8 protein-coding genes are annotated in these 21,921 nt (G+C 75.0%); all 8 read right to left on the minus strand.

The features are described from left to right. Complete coding sequence (locus tag AC6JBM_RS22150) at positions 1-12,402, minus strand: amino acid adenylation domain-containing protein (RefSeq protein WP_497985481.1); 12,402 nt, start codon at positions 12,400-12,402, stop codon at positions 1-3. A 164-nt stretch (positions 12,403-12,566) separates the two neighbouring features. Then, positions 12,567-13,226: a Crp/Fnr family transcriptional regulator gene (locus tag AC6JBM_RS22155; protein ID WP_350610682.1), complete on the minus strand. Its 660-nt coding sequence runs from the start codon at positions 13,224-13,226 to the stop codon at positions 12,567-12,569. A 346-nt stretch (positions 13,227-13,572) separates the two neighbouring features. Beyond that, complete coding sequence (locus tag AC6JBM_RS22160; RefSeq protein WP_497985482.1) at positions 13,573-14,754, minus strand: alpha/beta fold hydrolase; 1,182 nt, start codon at positions 14,752-14,754, stop codon at positions 13,573-13,575. 76 nt (positions 14,755-14,830) lie between these two features. Beyond that, positions 14,831-15,781, minus strand: a complete 951-nt coding sequence (locus AC6JBM_RS22165) for a chlorinating enzyme (protein ID WP_497985483.1) — start codon at positions 15,779-15,781, stop codon at positions 14,831-14,833. Beyond that, positions 15,778-17,553: an amino acid adenylation domain-containing protein gene (locus AC6JBM_RS22170; RefSeq protein WP_497985484.1), complete on the minus strand. Its 1,776-nt coding sequence runs from the start codon at positions 17,551-17,553 to the stop codon at positions 15,778-15,780. Before AC6JBM_RS22170 ends, AC6JBM_RS22165 begins: the two co-directional genes overlap by 4 nt. Positions 17,554-17,612: 59 nt before the next feature. Continuing rightward, the gene (gene fabD / locus AC6JBM_RS22175) at positions 17,613-19,847 is read right to left on the minus strand and encodes an ACP S-malonyltransferase (protein ID WP_497985485.1); all 2,235 of its coding nucleotides are present in this window, start codon (positions 19,845-19,847) and stop codon (positions 17,613-17,615) included. Between the two features lie 38 nt (positions 19,848-19,885). Then, positions 19,886-20,662, minus strand: a complete 777-nt coding sequence (locus AC6JBM_RS22180; protein ID WP_350610677.1) for an enoyl-CoA hydratase-related protein — start codon at positions 20,660-20,662, stop codon at positions 19,886-19,888. Continuing rightward, a complete protein-coding gene (locus AC6JBM_RS22185) occupies positions 20,653-21,888 on the minus strand; it encodes a hydroxymethylglutaryl-CoA synthase family protein (protein WP_497985486.1) in 1,236 nt (411 codons plus the stop codon). The genes AC6JBM_RS22180 and AC6JBM_RS22185 overlap by 10 nt, the downstream gene beginning before the upstream one ends. Between the last annotated feature and the right edge of the window lie 33 nt (positions 21,889-21,921).

Consider the following 21,921-nt stretch of genomic DNA (forward strand, 5'->3'; position numbering starts at 1 on the left):
TCAGCTCGGTGTGCGGCCGTTCACCCGCGTGGTCCTGACGAAACGCAGGTCCAGCAGCGACGACACGGATGCGGGCAGTGGCGGCACGGCGACCGGCTCGGGCGGGGCGGGTGCCGGCTCGGGCGCCGGGGCGGCGGCCCGCTCCAGCCAGTACCGCCGCCGCTGGAATCCCGGTGCGGGCAGCGCGGTGCGGCGGACCCCGGCGGCGACGTGGTCGTCGGGCGCGGAGACGATCGCGTGGGCGTTGGTGCCGCCGAGGCCGAACGCGCTCACCCCGGCGACCCGCCGCCCGGCCCACGGCTCGGCGGCCAGCTGCGGCGTGAACGGGGACGCGGCGAAGTCGAAGCGCGGGTTCGGCCGGTGGCAGTGCAGGGTCGGCGGGCGGACGCCGCGCTCGACGGCGAGGACGACCTTGAGCAGCCCGGCGATGCCGGCCGCGGACAACAGGTGCCCGACGTTCGTCTTCACACTGCCGAGGCCGCAGTAGCCGGTGTCCGATGTGGACTCGCGGTACACCTGGGTCAGCGCCCGCAGTTCGATCGGGTCGCCGATCATCGTGCCGGTGCCGTGCGCCTCGAGCAGCCCGATGTCGCCGGCGCCGTACCCGCTGGCGGCGATGGCCCGCCGCACGACGGCCGCCTGGGCGACCGGGTTCGGCGTGGTGAGCCCCATGGTGCGGCCGTCGTTGTTCACCGCGACCGCGTCGATGACGGCCCGGATCCGGTCGCCGTCGCGGATCGCGGCGCCGAGCTCCTTGAGCACCAGCACGCCGCAGCCCTCGCCCGGCACGAACCCGTCGGCGTCGGCGTCGAACGTTGCGCAGCGGCCCGAGGGCGACAGCGCGCGGGCGGCGGTGAACTGCAGGTACGGCTCCTCGTCGAGCAGGATCTCCACCCCACCGGCCAGCGCCAGCTCGGACTCGCCGCTGAGCAGGCTGCGGCAGGCCAGGCCGACGGCGACCAGTGCGGAGGAGCAGGCACTGTCGACCACGAGGTTCGGCCCGTGCAGGTCGAGCGCGTCGGCGACCCGGGCGGCGATGAAGTTCTGGTCGGCACCGAGCCCCGCCGCTCCGCCGCGCACGCCGGCGCGGTGGCGGTAGCCGGAGAGCCGGGCGCCGGCGAACACGGCGACGTCGCGGCCGCGGACCTCGTCGTCGCGGTAGCCGGCGTCGCGCAGAGCGGCGACCGAGGACTCCAGGAACAGCCGGATGCCGGGGTCGAGGCAGACGGCCTCCTCCTCGCCGATGCCGAACCAGCCGGCGTCGAAGTCCTCGATGCCGTCGACGAACCCGCCCCATTTGCTCACGCTGCGCCCGGGGTACAGCTCGGCGGCGCTCCAGCGGCCGGGCGGCACCTCGGTCACCGCGGAGCGGCCCGCGACGAGGTTGTCCCAGAAGGCATCGGCGTCGGCGGCGCCGGGCATGCGGCACGCGAGACCGATGACGGCGACCTTCCCGGCCGGTGCCGGGGTCGCGGCCCGCGGCTCGGCAGTGGGGGCCGGGTCCGGGGCCGGCAACGCGGCGGCCAGCAGGCGCAGGGTCGGATGTTCCAGAAGCAGACTCGGCGGTACCGGCTGAGCCACATGCTCCTCGATGCGCCGCACGAGCTCGGCCAGCATCACCGACTCGACGCCGAGATCGCGGAACTCCGCGTCCGGGTCGAGCGCCTGGGCGGGGATGCCGGCGGTCGCCACGAACAGGTCGGCGAGCCAGCCCGGCACCGGCCCGGCCGCCGCGGGCGGTTCGGTTGCGGCAACCGTGTCGACCGGGCCAGGCACGGCGGGTGCGGTCTGCACGACGGTCTGTGTCGCACCGGCGAGGGCGAGGTCCAGCACGTCCAGGCCCTCGCGATCGGTGAGGGTGCCGAGCCCGGCCCGGGCGCACGCCGCCGCGGCCCCGGCTCCCGAGCCCGACTCGCGCCAGACCGTCCACTGGATGCTGCGGTAGGCGGTGCGGCCGAGGCGAGCCTGGTAGCCGGCGAGCAGGTCGAGGTACGCGTTGGCCGCCGCGTAGTCCGCGACACCGGCGGCGAGCGCGGGTACGGCGGCCGACACCGAGGAGTACAGCACCGCGAACTCCAGCGGGTCGGCCGCGCACAGCTCGGCGAGGTTCGTGGCGCCCTCGGTCTTCGGCGCGAGCACCGCGGCGACGGCACCGGGGTCGCGCAGCACCAGCGGCCCCGGGGCGGCGGCCCGGCCGGCGCAGTGCACCAGCCCGCCGATCGGCCCGAGATCGGCCCGCACCCGCTCCAGTGCGGCGGCGAGATCGGCGGGGTCGGTCAGGTCCGGTGCGGAGGCGTGCACGGTGACGCCCTCGGCCTCCAGCGCGCGGATCGTCGCCAGCGCGGCCTGGGTGTCCCCCGACACCGGTGTGGCCGAGAACAGCGCGATCCGCCGGGCGCCGCGCTCGGCCAGCCGCCGGGCGGCGAGGGCGCCGAGTCCCCGGGTGCCGCCCGTGACCACGTACGCCCGGTCCGCGCGCAACCGCGCCGGCGGGAGCGGCCGGGCCGGCGCCGCGACGGCCAGCGGGAGCAGCCGCCGCCCCGACCGATGGCAGACCTCGGCCCCGGCGCCGGCGGTGAACTCGGACGCGATGCGCGCCGGGTCGGCCTCGTCGCAGTCCAGGGCGGTCGCGCGGACCGCGGCGTGCTCGGCGGCGATCGAGCGCACGAGGGCGGTCATCACGGCGCCGGCCAGCCGCGGCGGGGGGCCGCCGGCCAGCCGCGGCGGGGGGCCGCCGGCCGGTTGGACGCCGCGGGTCACGTGGAGGATCCGCGCGACGGGCCGGGGGCCGCGCAGCAGCCGCTGCAGCATCGTCAGTCGGGGCCGCCAGGTGTGGGGGCGGGGGTCGCCGGCGGCGGGTCCGTCCACATCGGACAGATCGAGCCAGCCGGTGAGCCCGGGGTGCGCGTCGAGCAGGGCCAGACCGGCCGCCTCGGAGTCCACGACCGGCAGGTCGTCGCCCGCGCCGGCCGCGGTGCGGGCGAGCACGAACCGCGTGGCGGGCAGGGCGGCCGCGACCCGTGCCGCGAGGTCTGTGCCGTCGGCGCCGCCGATGAGGCAGAGCACGGCACCGGGGAACGGCGACGCGTCGGGGAACGGCGCTTCGTCCGGCTCCCACCGGCGGGCCGTCAGCGGCACCGCGGCGGACTCCGCCTCGATCTCGTGGCCGCGCCCGGGCGCCGGTGGGTCCGCGTCCGGCAGCCAGCAGCGCATCCGGGCGAACGGATGGCCCGGCAGGGCGACCAGGCCGGCCCGGCCCAGGCGGTCCCAGTCGACCTCGGCGCCGGCGGTCCACTGCCGGGCCAGCTCGTCGAGGTCGAGGCGCTCCGGATCGGCCACGGTCGGCCCCGATCCCGCCGGGCCGCTCCGGCGGCCGAGCACGATGCCGGTGTGGTCGCCGGCGGCGAGGGCCGCCAGGCGGCGCCGGGCCTCGGCGAGATCGGCGGCGACGAACGCGGCCCGGTGCGCCAGGGCCTCGCGGCCCGCGCGCAGCGTGTGGGCGACGCCGGCGAGGTCCAGGCCCGGATGGTCGGCGAGGTGTCCGGCCAGCCGGGCGGCGACGGCGGCGAGCTGTTCGGGGTTCGCGGCGGAGACGACGACGAGCTGCGGTCCGGGGACCGGGCTCGGGGCGACCGGCGGCGGAGCCTCCTCGACGAGGGCGTGCGCGTTGCTGCCACCGGCGCCGAAGGAGCTCAGCGCGGCCCGGCGCGCGGTGGCGCCACGCGGCCACGGCGCGACGGCCCGCTGGACGGCGAACGGGCTGGCGGCCCAGTCGACGTTCGGGTTCAGCCGGTCGGCGTGCAGCGACGGCACCAGCTCGCCGTGGCGCAGCTGCAGGAGGATCTTGGTCAGCCCGGCGATGCCGGCGGCGCCTTCCAGGTGCCCGATGTTCGACTTGACGGAGCCGATCGGCACGCTGCCGGCAGGCCGGTCGCCGTAGGCGCGCTGGAGGCCGCTGAGCTCGATGGGGTCGCCGAGCGCGGTGCCGGTGCCGTGGGCCTCGACGTAGCCGACGCCGGACGGGTCGAGGCCCGCGCGGCGCAGCACTGAGGCGACGAGCTCTGCCTGGGCGACCGGGTTCGGGACCAGGTAGCCGCTGGTCCGGCCGCCGTGGTTGACCGCGGTCGCCAGGATCACGCCGTGGATGCGGTCGCCGTCGGCCTGCGCGCGGGCCAGGGTTTTCAGCAGTACCGCGCCGACGCCCTCCCCCGGCACCAGCCCGTCGCCACCGGCGCCGAACGGCCGGCACCGTCCACCGGCGGCCGTCATGCCCATCGCCCGCTGCTGGACGAACTTGTTGCGGTGCAGCGACAGGTTCACCCCACCGGCGACGGCGACCTCGCACTCGTCCCGGCGCAGGCTCTCGGCCGCCAGGTGCAGCGCCGTGAGCGAGGAGGAGCACATGGTGTCGACGGTCAGGCTGGGCCCGGCGGCGTCGAGGAACCACGAGACCCGGTTGGCGATGCCGGCGATGGCGGAACCGGTCGCGATCGGCGCGCCGGCGGCGGATCGCTCGACGCCGAAGAAGGGGTACTCGTTGTACATCGTTCCGGCGAACACTCCCACCCGGCCGCCGTGGCGCATCCGCAGCCGGGCCCGGCTGTACCCGGCGTCCTCGAGCACGCGCCACACCGTCTCCAGGAACAGCCGCTCCTGTGGGTCCATGAGCGTCGCGTCGCGCGGGGTGATCTGGAACAGCATCGGGTCGAACAGGTCCACGTCGTCGAGGAAGCCGCCGATCGCGGCGTCGTCGTCCGGGCCGGGGCGGCCGGGCGGCGGCGCGGTGACGCAGTCGCGGCCGGCGACGAGGTTGCGCCAGAACTCGTCGAGGTCGGCGGCCTGCGGATAGCGGCCCGCGACCCCGATGACCGCGATCGGCTCCTCCGTATCGCGAGTCCGGGCAAGCGGCGCCTCGGCCGCGGTCCGCGGCGCGGCGGTGCGGGTCAGGGCGGCCGCGATGCCGGCCAGGTCGCGGTGCTCGTAGAACAGCGTCCGCGGTACGCCGTCGAAGCGCTCGGCGAGGCGGGCGTTGAGGCCGGTGACCATCAGCGAGGTGAGGCCGTAGTGCTCCAGCGGCGTGTGCGCGTCGATGCGCCCGGCCGGGATCTGCGACACCTCGGCGAACATGGCGCACAGGTAGCGCTCCAGGTCGCCGGGTTCGTCGGCGGGCGCGGGGGCGGGCTCGACGGCCAGGCGGTGCCGGTCCGGCGCGAACGGGTAGGTCGGCAGCGGCACCCTGCGGCCCGGCACCCGCCACGCCGCGGCCCAGTCGACGGGCTCCCCGGCCAGCCAGGAGCGGGTCAGCACGTCGGCGGGCGCCTCGACGTGCCCGGTGGCCAGGAACGCGTCGAGGGCCGCGCGGAGGGAGGCCGGGTCGGCGGCGGGAAACGCCACCCGGTGCGCCATCGTCACCCGGCCGACCTGCAGCGTGTACGCGATGTCGGCGCTCGGCACCGCCCCGCCGTCGAGGGCCGCGCGCACCCGCCGGGCGGCCTCGCGCACCTGATCGGGCGTCTGCGCGGACAGCGGTACCACGAGGGGACCGTCGGCGGCCGGCGCCACGGCGAGGGGGTCGGGCGCGCGCAGGACGAGGTGGCCGTAGGAGCCCGTGGCGCCGAGGGCGTTGACGAGCACCCGGCGCGGGGCCGTGGCGTCCGGCGGCGGCCACGGGGCCGGGGCGTCCACGACCCGCAGCGCGACCGCGTCCCAGTCGACCAGCGGGCTGAGCTCGTCCGCGCGCGGCGTCGGGGCCAGCCGCTCGTGGTGGAACTGCAGCAGCACCTTCGTCAGCTGGGCCAGGCCGGAGGCGGCCTCGAGGTGGCCGATGTTGGCCTTCACGGTGCCGATGGGCACGGTGCCCCCGCGCCCGCCCAGCACGGCGTCGAGGGCCTGGATCTCGGCGGCGTCGGCGATGCCGGAGCCGCCGGCGGCGCACTCGACGTAGCCGATGTCGGCCGGCTCCCGCCCGGCGGCGGCGAGGGTCTCGCGCAGCGAGCGGGTGAGCGCGGCGACGTTCGGGGCGAGGAAGCGGTTGCCGCCGCCCGCGTGCCCCGCCCAGGTGGCCTCGAGCACGCCCCAGCGGTGATCGCCGTCGCCCACGGCCGCGGCGTCGGGTCGCAGCAGGACCGCACCCGCGCCCTCGCCGGGCGACCAGCCGCCGGCCGCCGCGTCGAACGCGCCCGCGACCCCGCTGGTGGAGACGAGGTCGAGGCCGCGCAGGACGGCGGCGTGGTACGGGTGCGCGATCAGGTTGACCGCCACGACCAGGGCGGCGTCGCACTCGGCGGAGCGCAGGGCCGTGGCCGCGAGGTGCAGCGCGGTGAGCGAGGACGAGCAGGAGGTGTTCACCGCGATGCTCGGGCCGCGCAGCCCGAGGCAGTGCGAGATGCGGCTGGGGATGTCCGCGGCGACGCCGGAGACCCGGGCCGCGCCGCCGTCCGTCCATCCGGCCGCTCCGACGTGCTGGTAGTCCTGCCACATGACGGCGGCGTACACGCCCACGCGGGGCGCGGCGGCGCGCAGCCCCTCCGGCGTGTACCCGGCGTTCTCCAGGCACTCCCACGCCACCTCCAGCGCCAGGCGCAGCTGCGGGTCGAGCTCGCGCGCCTCGGCCGGGGCGATGTGGAACAGCAGGCTGTCGAAGCGGTCGATGTCGTCGAGGTACGCGCCGGGCAGCGCCGAGCCGACGTCACCGGCCCGCGCGGGCGGTGGCGGGGCGACGCTGCGCCGGCCGGCCGCCAGGTTCCGCCAGAGCCGGTCGAGGTCGGGGGCGTCGGGGTAGCGCCCGGACAGACCCACGATCGCCACGTCCCGCACGGCGGGCACGTCCCGCACGGCGGATACGACGGACGCGGGCGGCACGGCGGGCACGGTCGGCACGGCGGGCGGCGCGAAGGCGGGCACGGCGCCGGCCGTCGCGGGGTCGTGCCCGGCCGGGCCGCCGAGGAATGCGTGCAGGAAGCGGTGGCCGTCGTCCAGGGCGAACTGCGCGCGGATGCGGTCGAAGGCCAGGCCGCCGATCGGGCACAGGCCGAGCCCGAAGGCGGCCTGCCCGAGCATGAGCAGCTCGCCGAGGTAGCCGGCCTCCAGGCGCAGGTACCCGTCGGCGTCCGGGCCGTAGACGGGCTCGATGCCGCGCGACTGCCCGATGAGGTACACCTCGAAGGACGCGGTGTCGAAGACGGGCCGGTTGTAGAAGAAGTGGATGCCGCGCGGGATGTCGGGCGCCGGGTTCACCAGCTGCAGGGCGCGCTCCTGGGCCCGCAGGTAGTACAGGCCGGCCGGGACGCCCTGCACGGCGTCGGGGCGGACCCGGACGTAGACCTGCACCGCGTAGGTGTCGCCGGCCGATGGGTACAGCCGGCGCTGCCCGTCGCCGGGCTCGGCCCCGAGCAGGCCGAGCAGCCCGTCGAACGCGGCGCGCGGAACCGGCCCGGCGGCGAACGTGCGGCGGGTGCCGCGCCACCGGAAGTGCTCGGCCGCGGGTGCCGCGGCGCTGAGGGGCACGAGGACGTCGTCCGGCCCGGCGGGGCGTTGTCCCCATCCGGCCGCCTTGAACGCGGCCTGCTCGTCCGCGGAGAAGACGTCCACACTGGACGGTGAGGGAACTTCGGGCGGAGTGGGCGGCGCGACCGGTGCGGGCGGCTCGGCGGACGGCACTGGCGACGAGGGCGCCGCGACCGGGACCGGGGCCGCCGCAGCCGGGGCCGGGGCCGGAGACACTGGCCGGGCGCCGGTGGAGGCCAGGTGGCCCGCCATCGCGGCGACCGTCGGCTCGGCCAGCAGCACGTTGACCGGCACCCGGCGGTCGTAGCGCCGCCGCATCTCCGCCGCGACCTGGACCATCGTGAACGACGTCGCGCCCTGGTCCCACAGGTCCTGCTCCGTGTCGACCGATGCCTGACCGAGCAGTCCGGCAAGGATCGCGGCCAATTCCTCGGTGAGCCGCCCGTCCGCCGCCGGCTCCACCACCGAAGCGGGAGCAGGAACAGGAGCGGGAACAGGCGCCGGGGGCAGGGCCGCGGCAACGGGGGCGATGACGGCACCGTCGACGATCGGGGACGGGGGCGGCGGCCACGGCAGGGCGTCGCGGTCCAGCTTGCCGTTGGCGGTCGCCGGGAACGCGGGAACGGCGACGACCGCGTTCGGCACCATGTAGTCGGGCAGCGTCTGCGCGGCGAACGCGCGCAGCTCGCGGGTCGGCGGCAACGGGCCGGCCGGAACGATGTACGCGACGAGCTTGCGGTCGCCGGCCGGGTCGGGCCGGGGCACCACGACCGCGTCCGCGACCGCGGGGTGGCGGCGCAGGCAGTGCTCGATCTCGCCCGGCTCGACCCGGAACCCGCGGATCTTCACCTGCGTGTCGGCGCGGCCGAGGAAGACGATGACGCCGTCGGGGCGGTAGGCGGCCCGGTCGCCGGTGGCGTACATCCGCTGCCCGGCAGGGCTCGCGAACGGGTCCTCGACGAAGCGCTCGGCCGTCAGGTCGGGCCGGTTGACATAACCTTCGGCCAGGCAGACGCCGGCGATGTACAGGTCGCCCTCGACGCCGACCGGGCAGGGGCGGCGAGCCTCGTCGAGGATGTAGTACCGGCAGTTGTCGATCGGCCGGCCGTAGGGGATGCTGCGCCAGGCCGGGTCGACGTCCTCGATCGGGAAGTGGTTGGACCACACCGTCGCCTCGGTCGCGCCGCCAAGGCTGATGACGCGAGCCCGGGTGAACACGGCCCGCAGCGCGTCGGGCAGCGTCAGCGGGGTGTAGTCGCCGGAGAGGAAGACCAGCCGCAGGGTGCCGGTGCCGGGGTGGGCGGGCTCGGGGCCGGGCAGCAGCGGCATCAGCTGGGCCAGCGTGGTCGGTGCCGAGTTCCAGAAGGTCACCGGCTCGGTGAGCAGCACGTCGAGCAGCAGGGCCGGGTCCTTCTGCTGTTCGGCGTCGGCGACGTAGAGCCCGGCGCCGCTGCCGAGCAGCCCGAAGATGTCGTAGACGGACAGGTCGAAGCCGAGCGACGTGACCTGCAGGCCGACGTCGCCGGGGCCGGTGGGGTACGCGCGGGCGGCCCAGTGCAGCAGGTTGTCCAGGGCCCGGTGGGCGACCAGGACGCCCTTCGGGGTGCCGGTGCTGCCGGAGGTGAAGATGACGTACGCCGGGTCGTCGGGCGTGCCGCGCCACTCGGGGCCGGCGTCGGCCCCGGGCACGGCGTCGGCATCGACGACCGCGGTGCCGGCGGGCGGCTCCCACTGGGCGGCGCCGCCGGAGCTCAGCACGATCCGGGCGGCGGCGTCGGCGAGCATGACGTGCGCGCGGGCCTCGGGCAGGGCTGGGTCGACGGGCACGTAGGCCGCGCCGGTCTTGGCGACGCCGAGCACCGCGGCGATCATGCCGGGGCCGCGCCGGGCCCTGATCGCCACGAAGGTGCCGGGGCCGGCGCCGAGCGCGCGCAGCCGGGCGGCGATGCCGTTGGCCCGGCGGTCGAGCTCGCCGAAGGTCGTCGTGCCGCCGCGGTAGCGCAACGCCACCTCGTGCGGGCGCGCCTGCGCCTGCCGCTCGAAGCGCAGGTGGGCCGGCTCGGGCGGCGGGTGCGCGACGGCCGTGTCGTTCCAGGCCGGCGAGGGGGCGTCCGGGGTGGGCTCGGCCGCGAACGGTTCGCGCAGCAGTCGCTCGTAGGACGCGAAGGCCTCGTCGAGCGCGCCGGGCGGGAAGTCGCCGGGCACGGCGTCCCAGAAGTAGACGAGCTCGTCGCCGTCCTCGGCGGCGATGCAGTCCAGGGACACGTCCGGCGTGTACGTCATCCAGGGCCCGGCGGCGACGCCGTCGGGCAGGCGCTCCTCGGTGAGTTCGAGCAGCCCGGTGTACACGATCGGGAAGCCGTAGTCGCCGCCGCGGCGCTGGGCCATGACCACCCGCCGCAGCTCCTCCAGGCCGCTGACCGCGTCGCCCGCGGCGTCGCGCACGTACTGCCGCCGGATCAGCGCCGCGCGCTCGGCGACGGGCAGCGCTCGCGGGCCGCGGGCGATCCAGCTCAGGCCGGTGTGCTCGCCGGGGCGGTACGGCTCGTCGTGCGGTGTCCACCGGACGGCCGGCAGCGCGAAATCCTCGTCGAAGACCGTCGCGAGCGCCTGGACGAGGATCGCCAGCAGCAGCGGGTCGGCGCCGTACCCTTCGGCCTCGGCCCGCTCGCGCAGCGCCCGCCAGCCGGTCAGCCGGCCGGTGCGCCGCTGCCGGTGCCGGTCCGGGTCCTGGGCGAGCCGGGGTCCGGGCGGCATGCCGGCGAAGCGCTCCCGCCAGTAGGCGCGGGCGGCGTCGCGGGCCGGCGGCGGGTACGCGGCCGCGCGGTGGCGCTCGAGCGCGGCCCAGGGCTGGGCGACGCGCGGGGCGGCGGCGGGGTCGGCGGCGAGGCGGAACAGCTCGCGCAGCATGCGGTGGATGCTGATGCCGTCGGCGATGGTCAGGTCGATACCGCAGTGCACGACCCACCGGGGGTCACCGTCCCCGGCGGTGCGGGTCACCCGCAGGTCGAACTGGGGCCAGCGGTCGAGCGGGAACGCGGTGCCGGCCATCTCGTCGCGGATGCGGGCCAGCTCCGCCGCCTCCGTGCCGGGGTCGAGCTCGATGACCGGGATGTGCCAGCCGTCACCGGCCCGCGCCCGCACGCGCAGGGTGCCGTCGTAGCACAGCCGCGAGCGCAGCACGTCGTGGGCCTCGATCATGCGCTGCCAGGCCGCCTCCAGCCGGGCGAGGTCGAGGTCGTCGACGGTGAAGCTGTGGTAGACCTGGCAGCCGTCCCATGGTGCCGGGCCGCTCACTCGCGGTACGAAATAGGCTTTTTGCAGCTCGTTGAGGGGGCGTTGCTCGTCGCGCGCGGCGTCGTGCGCGGCGAGGGCCCGCAGGGCGTTGGTGAACGAGGCGAGCAGCGTCTGCGGGGTGCCGGCCGCGAACCGGGCCGGTGCCACGTCCCAGTGGATGCGCAGCGCGCCGTCCTGCTCCCACATCTGGTGATCCAGCGCGACGCCGGACGTGCGGCTGGAGCGGTGGGTGGTGTACGCGGCGAAGCTGGTGCGCACGTCCGCGGTGGGCAGGTCGAGCAGGCTGGTGAAGACGACGGGCAGGGGGCCGTCGCCGCCGGCGTGCCGGTCGCGCAGGGCCTCGACCCCGCTGATCCGGGCGTGGCCGAGATCGCGCCAGAGCGCGGCGTGCAGGGCGGCGGCGGTCTCCTCGAAGGGGCCGGACGCGGGCTCGACCGCGAAGACGACGGTGGAGGTGAACGGACCGGGCACCGCGTCGGCCGCGGCGGGCAGGCGCATCCGGTCGCTGGCGGTCAGCACGAGCGCGTAGGGGTCCCGGGCGCCGTGGCGGGTGAGGGTGTCGGTGAAGACGGTGAGCACCAGCGCGGTCGGCGACACGTCAAGGGCGGCGGCGTGCTCCCGCAGCCGGCGCCACTGGGCGGGGGTGAGGGCGGCCTGCAGGACGCCGCGGGGCAGGGGGCCGGCGGGCGGCTCACCGCCGAGCACCGCCGGGGCGCGCAGCACCGCGGGCAGGCGGTCCCGCCAGTAGGCCAGGTCCGCCTCGCGGGTGCCGGTGTCCGCGGCGAGGGTGCGCAGGCAGCGCTCCAGCGTGAGCGCGCCGCCACCGAAGTCGTGGCCGGGCTCGCCGTAGGCCTGCCACCAGTGGGCGAGCACCAGGTCCAGGCCGCGCCCGTCGATGATCAGGCCGTCGATGACGAGATGCAGCACGCCGGCGTCGCCGGGGCCGCGGCTCACCTCCAGCGCCCAGCGGTCCTCGCCGCCGGGGCCGAACGTGCGGGCGGTCAGCCGGGCGCGGACCCGCCCGAGATGCGCGGCGAACTCGGCGGGGCCGGCGGCCGAAAGGTCGTGCACGGGGACCACAGCCGGCGTGGCGGCCGGTGCGACGCGCTGGCGCCAGTCGTCGCCGACGCGCAGCCGCAGGGCGTCGTGCGCGGCGACGACCCGGTGCCAGGCCGCGACCGCCGCGTCCGGGTCCAGGCCGGCGACGGTGAACTCGCGGTACAGCTGGCAGCCGACCGGGTCGGTGCCCAGGTCGGGGTCGGCGCCGATGAGGTACGCCTGCTGGATCGGGGTGAGGGGGAGGCCGTCATCCGCGGCGGGCCCGACGGGCTGATCGTCGCCGCGGTCGCGGGACGGGTCGTAGCCGGGCGCGAGCGCGGCGAGGCGACCGGCCAGGCCCCGGATCGTGGTGCCGCCGGTGATCCACTCGATCGGCACGTCGGCCCCGAGCCGCGCGCCGAGTTCGAGCACCAGCCGCACCGCCAGCAGCGAGCTGAGCCCGTGGTCGCGCAGCGGCTGGTCGTCCTCCGCGCGGGGGCCGCCGGTCAGGCCGGCGAGCGTGGTGCGGACCAGGTCGGCATACCGCTCGTCGTGGGTCATCGTCTCCCCCAAACGGGCGCGCGCCGCCGTCCGGCGCACGGCCGCAGCCGCACGCCGGTTCATCGGCGCGTGAAGAGATTTACGATCGTCGTTATTGCAATATCGATGCTAAACGTCGCCGAGGAACATTCCTGCTCAGAACTGAGCAGGGTCGGCAGCCGTTTTCAGACGCCGGCCTCCACGTACGCGGCCATGGACGGCTCGTGGACCGCGAGAAACGCCTGCGGCGACAGGTCGACGAGGCCGGCCGCGCGGAACCGTTTGAGAAAGAACCCCACCCGCGACCGGGTCGTGCCGACCATTCCGGACAGGTCGTCCTGCGTGATGCGGTCGTCGATGAGTAAGTGCGAGCCGTGGACCCGGCCGAGCTTGCGGGCCAGGCTGAGCAGGGTCGCGCCGAGCCGGCGCTCCGAATCCATCATCACCAGATTGGCGATGATCTGCTGCTGCTCGGCCACCCGCTGCGCGAGGTGCCGCATCAGCCCCTCGACCAGCGCGTCGTCGGCGAGGGCCTCGAGGAAGCGCACGACCGGGATCTGCCACACCACCGAGCGCTTCATCGCCGAGGCGGTCTCGGTGCAGCACGGCAGGAACATCGCGAGCTCGCCGAGCGAGTCGCCCGGGGTACAGATGGACAGCAGGCATTTCTTGCCGTCCTTGGCATATATGACCGTCTTCATCAGACCGGACTCGAGAAGATAGACGTTGCCGTCGCTGTTGCCGTAGTTGTAGAGATTGTCGCCCTTTTCGATCGTCACCTTGGAGACGCTTGCGGGACTGTTTTCCACGAATTCCCGCAGCTTCTTACCGAACATCTCCGGCATGGCGTCATGATTGCCGATTGACACGGAGCCCCCAAGCCCACACTCGTTTCGAAACCGAGCAACGGCACCGGACTCGACCGCACAGCATGGCGGCCCGGCCGTCCGGGCACGAAGCGTAACACTACGCTGACGTAGCGCGAATCAACACCTGGCGATGTGTGTCACGGCGTGCTAGTGGGAGGTCCGCGGCGCAGATCCGCGCAGCCGATCGGCGCGCCCCACAAACAGAGCGGCCGGCAGGGGCTGGTCCGTGGGGACCACCCATGCCGGCCGGCACTGGAGCCGAGCATCCCGACGCCGCGGCATCGCGGCGCCCGATGACACGCGAGGGTCACGGCGGCGCGGGTCACGGCCGGTTCCGCTGCGCGAAGTCCAGGGCCAGATCGATCAGCTCCGCGGGTCCGCGGAAGAGCGAGATGTGATCGCCGTGCGGGGCGATGTGCAGCGTCACCTCGTCGAGGCCGCGGGCGACCGCGATGGAGCCGTCGGGGTGGGCGGTCGTGTCGTCCGTGCTGGTCACCACGAGCGTGGGCAGGGCTATTCGGGGCAGGTGACCGCGCACGTCGGTGGCCATGATGGCGCCGTTGAGCAGGCTGTAGCGGTACCACAGCTCGCCCGTCGCATACGGGTAGATGACCAGGTGCGCCATGTCCTCGGGCAGCTGCTCGACGAGCGAGTTGCTGAGCACCCGGTGCACTGCGGCCGATCCGGCACGCCCCTGCCGGGCCATGTCCAGCAGGGCCTGCAGGTTGCGCTGGTGATCGGTCTTGGGGGCGACCGGGCCGAGCTCGAAGTCGCCGTGCCACAGGCTCATGGAGGTGAAGCGGCCCGGCCACCGCACCGCGGCGTCCAGGGCGATCACCGCACCGCCGCACAGCCCCATCAGGTGCGCGCGGTCGACGCCGAAGTGGTCCATCACCGCGATCAGGTCGGCGGCCTGCGCGGCGACGTCGGAGGCGGGGCCGTCCTCGGGTTCGCTCACCCCGGGGCCGAACAGCCAGCGGCTCTCCCAGGTGACGACATGATGGCTCCGCTGGAGCCGGCGCACCCAGTGCTCGCTCAGCTCGACCGGCATGCCGCAGGCCGAGACCAGCACGACGGCCGGGGCGGCGGGGTCGCCGGCGGCGTACGCGGTCAGCCGCGCGCCGTCGGGCCGGACGAGCTCGGCGCGCCGGCAGGCGGCGCCGAAGCTGCGGGCCAGCACCTCGGCCGCGGCGGCCGCGACGGCGGGCGGCTCGGGCGGGTCCGCGGCGGCGTCACGCAGCCAGGCGGCCGAGAGGTCGAGACGGCGCCCGACGACCCCGGCGAAGACGTCCGGGGCCGCCTCGCCGGCGCCGAGCAGCCGGAACGCCCCGGCGCCGACCCGGTCGGCCACACAGCCGAGCAGGCGCCCGGTCGTGTTGAGCTCGTCCGGGCCGGCCGCGGCGCTCGCCACGGCGACCGGCGGGCTCAACACGCCCGCGAGCGGCCGCACACTCAGCACGCGCTCGGTGAGCCGCGCCACCGCCTCGATGGAACCGGCTCCCATCGCCTCTGACCTCCACCGCCGGCGCAGTGCGCCGGCCCGTCGCCGTTGCCGTGCCGTTCCTTTCCCGCAAGCGCGTTCAGTCGCGCCGGAACTCGTGCCCCCGGGTCGTGCGGTCGGTGAGGCGGTTGTGGCCGAAGCGATCGTCGCCCCGCACCAGCACCACCCCGTAGCGATCGAGCGAGACCCGGCCGCCGTACTCCTCGATGGCATCGGTGTCCGGATACACTCTTACCGATGTCGGCACATACCGCGCGGCGAAGCCCAGCCGCATCTCGTCGGTGCGGCCGGCGTGCGGGTGGGAGGCGTGCATGAGCGTCGACCAGAACATGATCGCCTCACCCGGGCGCATCACCATCGACACGGCCTTGGACTCGTCGGGCTTCCAGTCCGGGTCGACCTGCAGCTCCCGGTAGTCGTAGCCGAAGAAGCCGCGGCGCACGCCCTCCTTGTCCCGCGCGTTGATCCCCGCCGGGTCGTAGTGCATCCGCTTGGTCTCGTCGTAGTTCATCTGCTGGTGTGAGCCGGGGATGAACTGCAGGCAGCCGTTCTCCTCGTTGGCCTCGGTGAAGGCGGTCCACACGGTGATCGTGCCGCCGAAGTCCTTGGCCTCGTCCGGCCAGAGGATCTGCGGCGTGCCGGAGGCGTTGGCGAACGTGTCGGCCTGGTGCCAGTCGGTGCCCTCGTCACCGGGGTACTTCGGGAAGAACTCCGTGCGCCAGCACAGCACGTCCGGCCCGAGCACGCTGGCCACGCGGTCGGTGATCTGCGGGCGCATGATGTGCTCGGCAAGGAACGCCATGTCCAGATGCCGGTCATAGTTGGCGATGTTGGTGTTGCCCGACGTCGCCGCCTCGTCCTGGTAGACGGCGGCCGAGCGGTCCATGAGCGCGAGCCGCTCGCGCCGCCACTGCTCGCGCATCTGCTCGATCTCGTAGACCTTGAACGGGCCGAAGTATCCGCGCTCGCGGAAGCTCGCCAGCTCCTCCGCGCTCAGCGCGAAGCGGTGGGTCTCGTCAGCGATGGTCATGACTGCTCCTTGACGCAGGTGGCGATCCGCCGCAGCGTGGCGACGCCGAGCTCGCTGCCGTTGAGCTCGGTGCCGAAGCGGCGGTTCACCTCGGCGATGATCCTGATGAAGGCCAGCGACGTGGCGCCGATGTCGAACAGGTCGGAGTCGGGGTTCACCCGCTCCCGGCCGAGCACCGCGCCGGCGAGCGAGCCGACCACGGCGAGCACGTCGCCGTCGGCCGCCGCGGGGGCCGCGGCGGCGGCGCGCGGGTCGTAGGCGGCCAGCGCGGCGCGGTCGGTCTTGCCCGACGGGGTCAGTGGCAGCCGGTCCAGCACCCGGTACTCGGCCGGGCGCAGGTGGACCGGCAGCTCGGCCCGCGCCCGCGCGGCGAGCGCCCCGTCCAGCGGGTCGAGGCCGGCTCCGGCGGCCGGGACGACGTGGGCGACCAGGCGCAGGTCGCCGTCGCCGAAGTCGTGCGGGAGCACGGCGACGGCGCCGACACGCGGGTCGGCGGCGAGGCACGCCTCGATCTCGCCCGGCTCGACGCGGAAGCCGCGCACTTTGAACTGGTCGTCGGCGCGGCCGGCGTAGTACAGCTCGCCGCCCTCGCGCACGACGAGGTCGCCGGAGCGGTACAGCCGCTCGGGCGCGGCGCCGTCGACGGAGAGCGTCACGAACCGCTCGGCGGTCAGCTCCGGGCGGTCGAGGTAGCCGCGGGCCACGCCGGGGCCGCCGACGTACAGCTCGCCGGCGATGCCGTCCGCGACGGGCCGGCCGTCGCCGTCCAGCACGTGCACACGCAGGTCCGGGATCGGCACGCCGATCGGGCTGGCGCCGGGGCGGCCGAGGTCGGCGCGGCGCATGCGCCGGTAGGTGACGTGCACGCAGGTCTCGGTGATGCCGTACATGTTGACCAGCTCGGGCCGGGCGTCACCGAAACGCTCGATCCAGGGCCGCAGCAGCGCCGGGTCGAGGCGCTCGCCGCCGAAGACCACGCAGCGCAGCGACGGCGGCAGCTCGGTGGCGTCGGCCATCAGCTGGCGGAACATCGACGGCGTGGCGCTGAGCACCGACACGCGCTCGCGGGCGAGCAGCTCGCGGAACAGCTGCGGGCTGCGGGTCGCCTCGGTCGGCACCACGACCAGCGTGCCGCCGTGCAGCAGCGCGCCCCAGAGCTCCCAGACCGAGAAGTCGAAGCTCGCCGAGTGGACCATCGTCCAGACATCGTCGGGCCCGTAGCCGAACCAGGACCGGGTCTGCTCGAACAGCCGCAGCACGCTGTGGTGCTCGACCTGCACGCCCTTGGGCGCCCCGGTCGAGCCGGACGTGTAGATGACATAGGCGAGCCGGTCGCCGTCGCAGCCCGGCGCGTCCGCGAGGGCCGGCCCGGGCGCCGTCTCCGAATCCAGCGGTACCACCTGCACCGGGGCGTCGCCGGGCAGCGCGGCGGCGTCGTCGGCGACGACCACCGCCACCTTGCTGTCCTCGAGCAGGTAGCGCAGGCGCGCCGCGGGGTAGTCCGGGTCGAGTGACAGGTACGCCGCGCCGGCCTCCAGGATGCCCAGCAGCCCGGCGATCAGGCCGGTGCCGCGGCGGGCCGCGAGACCGACGGTCATGTCCGGGCCGATGCCGGCCTCGCGCAGCCGGGCCGCGACCCGGCCCGCCCGCTCGGCGAGCTCCCCGTAGGTCAGCCGGCCGTCCGGCGCGACGACCGCCGTGCGGCCCGGATCCCGCTCGGCCCGGCGGCGGAACACCTCGTGCAGGCAGGCGGCGCCATCCTCACGCATCATGCCCCCTCGTGGTCGCGAACTTCATCTCCGCACTCCGTATACATCGATGATCGTCACTTCTATCGTAGCGTTCCCGCTGCATCGTGGCTGCTCACATTTGCGCAGAAGCCCTCCAGCCACGCCGCGGCCCCTTGCATCAGCCGCTCCGCCACGACGTCGACGTGGCGCTGCCGCCAGTCCTCCAGCGGCGTCCCGGCGACGAACCGGTTGAACGCGCCCATCGCCGGGCCGCAGTGGATCTGGTAGTTCGCCCGCTGCTCGCCGTCGGCGGCCGCGGCCATGCGGGTCGAGTGCACGAAGTACCACCGGAAGACCAGCGCCATGCGGTGGCGCGGGTTGCGCTCGGCGCGGGCGAGCTCGTCCGGGCGCGTGCGGGCCAGGTAGTCCGCCGTCTCCTTCCACACCTCCTCGACGGTGCGGCCGAAGTACCGCTCCACGGTGGCCAGCTCCGCGGCGTCCAGGGCCTCCAGCGCGTCGTACTGCCGGTAGAGCTGGTAAAGCTTGTTGGCCCGGGCCGCGAACAGCGTGCCGCGCCGCACCACCTGCACCCGCGCGCCGAGCTCGAACATGTCTCCGGCCGGCGCGTACGTGGTGTCGGCCACGTCCAGCCCGGCCAGCAGGTCCTTCACCGCGGCCGCCGCGCCGGACTCGGGCGTGCACTGGTTCACCGAGCCGGTCACGACGAAGTCGGCGCCGAGCACGAACGCCGCCGCGACCGCCTCGGGCGAGCCCAGCCCGCCGGCCGCGCCGACGCGCACCGGCGCCGGATACCCGTACTGCCGCGCGGTCCGGTCGCGCAGCCGCACGATGGAGGGCACGAGGGTCAGCGCGACCCCGGCGTCGGTGTGCCCGCCGGAGTCCGACTCGACGCACAGGTCGCCGCTGACCGGCAGCTCCCGCGCCACGGCCGCCTCGCCCTCGGTGAGCCGCCCGGTCTCCACCAGCTTGCGCAGCAGCGGCTCGGCCGGAGGACTCAGGAACGCCTCGGCGACCTCGGGCCGCGACACCTTGGCCAGCACGTGGCGCACCGCGACCGGCCGGCCGGCGGCGTCGCGGTGCGCGCCCGAGAACCGGAAACGCACCACCGGGGCGGTCACCTGGGTGTACCCGGCCGCCTCGACGAAGCGCACGCCGTGGTCGAGGTACAGCCCGACGGTGGCGTCCTCGCGGGCGCCGTCGTCGAGGCCGTAGAGCAGGTTCATGCCGAAGCGCCCGCCGCGGCCGAGCGCGGTGCTGAGCTCCCGCAGCGCGTCCTCGATCTCGTCGAGCCGCAGTCCGCCGGCGCCGAAGAACCCGATCAGGCCCGCCTTCGCCATGCGGATGACCAGGGCGGTGGAGGCGATGCCCTGGTACATCGAGCCGGCGGCGTAGGCGTATCGCACGCCGTAGTCGTCGCGGAACCCCCGGCTGCCCAGGCCTGCCGCCGGGTCGGGCGGCGTGATCGCGGCTGCGGTTCGCCACAGACCGGACAGCACGGTGCCGGGCCCCACCTCCGCCGCCTCGCCGACGCCGCGGGAGCGCAGGAACAGCATCGTGTCCCACCACCGCACCGGGCTCGCGACCTGCTCGCGCAGCAGCTTCGCGATCTCGCCGGCCGGGTAGGGCCGGGCGGTCACGTTGGCCACGACCGGAATCCGGGGTGCGGCGAACGCGAAGCCGTCGAGGAACGCGCCGAACTCCCGCGCCGCGTCGCGCATGTAGCGGGAGTGGAACGGCGCGCTGACGTTGAGCGGCACGGCCCGCCCGCCGGCCGCGCGCACCGGTGCGACCAGGGCGTCGAGGCGCTCCCGGGGACCGGAGAGCACGATCTGCTCGTCGCTGTTGTGGTTGGCGACGTCCACGCCCCCCGCGCCGTCCGCGCCATCAGGGCCGGCCTCGCGCAGCAGCGCCGCCACCCGGTCGGCGGCGAGCCCGACGACGGCGAGCATGCCGCCCCCGGCGGCCTGGGCCATCAGCTCGCCGCGGCGCTGGACCAGCCGTACGCCGGTGGCGAAGTCGAAGCAGCCGGCGGCGAAGAGGGCGTCGTACTCCCCCAGGCTGTGCCCGGCGAGGAAGTCCGGCTCGGGCTCGCGCTCGCGGCGCTCCAGGCAGTGCAGCGCGTTGACGATGAACAGCGCCGGCTGGGCGTAGCGGGTGTCACGCAGCCGGTTGTCCGGATCGCTCAGACACAGCTCGCGCACGTCGTAGCCGAGGATCTCGCCCGCCTCGGCCAGCAGGTCGGGCCGGTGGTCGAGCACGTCGGCCCCCATGCCCCGCCGCTGCGATCCCTGGCCGGGAAACAGCCATGCCCGCACGATGCCTCCTTCAGCAGGTTTCGTCGGATAGGCGCGGCTCACCGATCCCAGGGCATTCGCGCGCCGCTGGCGAACGCGGTGATCCGCTCCCGGGCCACCGGCGAGTGCATGAGACGGCCGAACTCGCGCACGGCGTCGGCCTCCATCTCCTCCGAGACGATCCACATGCGGCGGAAGTACCGCTTGAGGTCGCCGATCGTCGTGCCGTCGAGCTTCGTGGCGCGCACGAGCAGCCGCCGCAGGGCCGGCTCGGGATCCTCGGCCAGCTCGTCGACGAGACCGCACCGGGCCGCGTCGGCGGCCCCGACCGGCAGCGTCGACAGGGTCATCGCGTAGGCGCGCTGGAAGCCGACGCGGCGGATGAGGTACGGCAGCACACAGCACGGCAGCAGCCCCCACAGCGCCTCGGGCAGCCCGAACTGGCTGGCCGGCGTGGCGTGCACGAGGTCGCTGGCCGCCACGATCCCGACCCCGCCGCCGGAGGCGCGACCGTCCACACAGGACACCACGATCCGCTCGACGGTGGTGAGCCGCTTGAGCAGGCCCAGGAAACGCTCGCCGCCGTGTGCCGCCAGGTCGTCGGTGCCCGCGGCGGCCGCGTGCAGGTCCATGCCGCTGCAGAACGCCGAGCCCTCGGCCCGCAGCACCACGACGCGGCAGCCGGGGTCGGCCTCGGCGCGGTCGAGCGCGCCGTGCAGGTCGGCCATCAGCCCGGGCGTGATGCTGTTCTGCTCGCGGGGCCGGTCCAGCGTGACGGTGAGCACCGCCCCCTCGCCGCGCAGGCGCAGGGTGCCGTTGGGTGCGGTCAGCTCCACCGGTACCTCCGGTGGAAGTCGCGGATCTCGCCGAGCACGAGCAGCCCGCGCCCCTCCATCTGGGTCTTGTAGATGTGCTCGTACCCGCCGACGTCGAACACGTGGTCGCGCACCCCGCACATGCGGTGCAGGCTGTCGTCGGAGACGGCCTCGTACTCCGCGATGGTCAGCGGGTGCCGTGCGGCGATCCGGCCCGGCAGGTCGAGGGCGGCGAGCCGGGCGGCGGCCCCCTCGGCCACCACGCCGCTGTAGAACTCTGAGGCGCAGCCGGAGCCGTAGGAGTACAGGCCGATGCGTCTGGGCCGGTCGAAGTCGCCGTGATCGAGCAGGGCGCACAGCGCGAGGTACAGCGCCGCGGAGTAGACGTTGCCGACCTCGGTGCAGTAGCGCAGCGACGGCGTCACCCGGGCCTGAAAGTCGGCCTCGATCCGCTCGGGCGACATGCGCTTGAGCTTGCGCAGCAGCTGGCGGTGGGCGCTGCGGACCATGCCGGCGAACGGCGTGTGCAGCACCAGGTAGTCGAAGGTGGTCATGATGTCGGCGCCGACGACCCGCTCGGTGTAGTGCTGGTAGGACTGCTCCAGGCAGTGCATGTACGACAGCAGCGACAGGTCCGAGTCGCCCGCCTCCAGGTCCGGGCGCGGGCGCAGCGTGTCCATCACCTCGTGGCTGTAGTAGCCGTTGGCCCCGGTGTCCAGGGCGAGGATGTCGGGCCGGCGGCTGACCACGAGCGCGACGGCGCCCGCGCCCTGCGACGGCTCCCAGTAGGTGTTGCGGGCCGCGACGCTGGCCGCGTCGGCGGCGATGACCAGGGCACGCACCTGCGGGTCGGGGTGGGTGGCGACGAACCCGGCCGCCATCTGCAGCGCCGCCGTGCCGCCGTAGCAGGCGTGCTTGGTCTCGAACGAGCGGCACCGCCGGCTCAGGCCCAGCGCCTCGTGGACGTACGTGCTGATCGGCTTGCCGAAGTCCAGGCCCGACTCGGTGCCGACGATCACCAGCTCCACCCGCTCGCGGGCGTCCGGGGGCAGCGCGTCGACGATCGGCTTGGCCGCGTTGACCGCATTGGTGACCGGATCCTCGCACGGCAGGTTCACCGATTTTCGCGTCATCAGAAGGTTGCCGAAGCGGCGCAGGTCCAGTCCCCGGGCCTCGAACAGCTGCCGCACGTCCAGCGACGCGGGGCCGGTGTACGCGTTGATAGCCTCGATGCCAACGGTCGTCACACCGCCACGCTACGAAGCGCTATTGCCGTCGTC

This window comes from Dactylosporangium thailandense (genome assembly GCF_059739745.1).

Excerpts from the sequence above, each read along its gene's own strand:
- AC6JBM_RS22160 (WP_497985482.1), bottom strand. The coding sequence starts at position 14,754 with ATGGGAGCCGGTTCCATCGAGGCGGTGGCGCGGCTCACCGAGCGCGTG.
- AC6JBM_RS22150 (WP_497985481.1), bottom strand. The coding sequence starts at position 12,402 with ATGACCCACGACGAGCGGTATGCCGACCTGGTCCGCACCACGCTCGCC.
- AC6JBM_RS22155 (WP_350610682.1), bottom strand. The coding sequence starts at position 13,226 with ATGCCGGAGATGTTCGGTAAGAAGCTGCGGGAATTCGTGGAAAACAGT.
- AC6JBM_RS22170 (WP_497985484.1), bottom strand. The coding sequence starts at position 17,553 with ATGATGCGTGAGGATGGCGCCGCCTGCCTGCACGAGGTGTTCCGCCGC.
- AC6JBM_RS22165 (WP_497985483.1), bottom strand. The coding sequence starts at position 15,781 with ATGACCATCGCTGACGAGACCCACCGCTTCGCGCTGAGCGCGGAGGAG.